The sequence below is a fragment of the Microbacterium sp. genome, assembly GCF_036277215.1.
GTDB lineage: Bacteria > Actinomycetota > Actinomycetes > Actinomycetales > Microbacteriaceae > Microbacterium.
Genome location: NZ_DASUNI010000120.1, coordinates 1 through 2,500 on the forward strand (window position 1 = coordinate 1; position 2,500 = coordinate 2,500).

Sequence of the window (2,500 nt, forward strand, 5' to 3'; positions counted from 1 at the left end):
GCACCGACCCTCATCGGGCCGCCGTTCATCCGGGCCAGTGCCCGGATCTCTGCGAGATCGCCCTCTACGCCGGCGACGTCCGATGCCACGAGCGAGTAGCTCGCGGCATCCACCTGGCGGTGCAGCTCGTACGTGACCGAGGCCACGGGAACCCCCGCCGCCATCTTGGCTCGCGCTTCGCGGATCGCCGCCGCGACATCGTCGAGCGCACGCCGCACCGCCGCATCCTGGGCGGCCGGGTGGGACTGCGCCTTCCTGACTGCGCGCCCGGCAGTGCGCAGCGCCGACGAGATCCGCGCGTCGAGTTCGCGCACGTACCCCACGATGCCCAGCTGCATGAGCGCCTCGCGACGCAGAACTGCATTGGAGCCGCAGAAGAAGGCGGCGTTCCAACCGTCTTTGCCCTGCTGGATCGGCCCGTAGAACAGCGGTGCCTGACTGCCGAGCGGGTCGCCGATCGCGACGTTCGAGAACACCTGCGGGGTTTGCACGAGTGCGACCTCGGGGTCTCTGAAATAGCCGAGGGTGTTTTCGAGGATCTCGGGGCGGGGGATCTGATCGGCGTCGAGGATCAGGATGAACTCACCCGTCGTCTGCTCGAGCGCGTTGTTGAGGTTTCCGGCTTTCGCGTGCCGCGGACGGTCCTTCCAGTCGGCGGACCGGGTGACGTATCCGAGGCCGGCGCGTTCCGCGGCCGCCCGCATCTCGGCGCGGTCGCCGTCGTCGAGGATCCACGTCTTGTGCGGGAACCGGACTCGCTGGGCGGCGAGCGCGGTCGTCATCACGAGGTCGATCGGCTCGTTGTACGTCGTGATGAAGACGTCGACGGTCGCGTCCGGGGCGGGCGGAGGCGGCACCGGCCGGCCACGCGCGCGCCACATCGTCATCCCGAACAGGCACACGTCGATCAGGCTGTAGGTCTCGGCGAGCACGAGCGGGATCGCGATCCACCACGCGCTCCAGTTGAGCGAGTCCAGCCAGCGCCAGACGATGTAGTTGAGACCGAGGACGATGCTCAGCAGGGCGATGATCCGCAGGAGCAGCATCCGGCGAGGCGAGGCGAGGGCGCTGCGCGTCGAGCGCCGACTTGCGTACTTGTCGTCGGTCATCGCGGCACGATCCCGAACAGGAACTTCTTCTTCACCATGATCCACAGCAGACCCAGGATCACGATGTACGCGAGCGAGTTGATGAGGATGCTCCCTTCACGGAGCACGGGCACGTTCGCGACGATCAGCACGAAGAAGACGTGCATGACGAAAACGTACAGGGTGGCCTGGCCCATCGGCACGAAGAACCAGCCGAACAGACGGTTCAGGGGCTTCCAGAAGACGCTGAGCAGGGCGTATGCGGTGATCGTGACCAGAAACACGTTGAGCAGCCGGCCCGGGTCCAGCGAAGTGCGCTCGAAGCCGATCGAGTAGATCGACGAGAACGTGTTCGGCGGGATGAGCCCGAGACGCAGATCGTACGCGCTGGAGAGATACGGGTTGTTCCACGAGGACAGTCCCAGCACGACGGTGGCGACGATGCACACGGCGAGGACCATCTGTCCTGGCCGGGTGACGAACCAGGACACGATCTCGCGACGGTAGAAGCCGGCGACCATCCCGGTCACGAACAGTACCTGCCACGTCAGGAGGGGGAACGAGTCCTCGAACTGCGACGGGAACAGGCGGATCGGGATGAAGATCTGGCTGGCGTAGATCGCCCAGCTGACCCCGAGGACGGCGATCCAGCGTCGGCGCGAAAGCGCCCAGAGGATCAGCGGCGAGATCAGCAGCATCACGACGTAGAGTCCGAGGACGTTCACCTGCCACGGGCCCAGCCGCAGCAGAGCGAGATCGACCACGATCGACGGGTCGACCGGGTAGGTCAAGAGGGTGTCGAAGCTCGTGTAGAGGTCGTACACCCGCCCGCTCGCCTCACTGCCGGCCGCCCCCGTGCCCTGATCGACGTAGCTCGTGACCGGTGTCGAGTCGACGAAGCCGACCAGACTGACTGCTCCGATGGTCAGCACCAGAACCAGCGCGGTGACATACAGCTTCCACGCCCGCCGCGCGGTGCGCAGCGTTACCTCGCCGATGCCTCCCCCGACGACTTTCGGGCGGTAGACCATCGCCAGGACCGCACCGGACAGGAGCACGAACAGCTCGGCACCTGAGACCATGCCGATCGCCTCCTGCGTCGCGTTCTGCAGCAGCGAGGCGAGTGCGATGTGATTCACCACGACGAAGACGATCGCCACGCCGCGCAGCAGATCGATGCGCAGGTCTCGGTTGGACGGACCGGTGTATCCCTGGCGCCCGCCGCGCAGTCGGAGGAGACCCCACAGCGTCAGCACGCCGGCGAGGGCCAGCACGAGCGCGACGACCGTCCAGGCGGTGACCCCGCTCAGCGTCACCCCGTTGCGCACGCTCTCGGTCAGTGCAATCGGATCGTAGACCGGTCCGAACACCAGATCGCTCCCAGCGGCGTCCCCCTGGAACGCGCCGGCCAC

At 66.8% G+C, this 2,500-nt stretch carries 2 protein-coding genes; both read right to left on the bottom strand.

All coding sequences use genetic code 11. From position 1 onward, the window contains the following. On the bottom strand, positions 1–1,046 hold a 1,046-nt coding region (locus VFX99_RS06230; protein ID WP_329665451.1), incomplete at its 3' end, for a glycosyltransferase. A gap of 59 nt (positions 1,047–1,105) precedes the next feature. Further along, on the bottom strand, positions 1,106–2,500 hold a 1,395-nt coding region (gene opgC / locus VFX99_RS06235; protein ID WP_329665450.1), incomplete at its 5' end, for an OpgC domain-containing protein.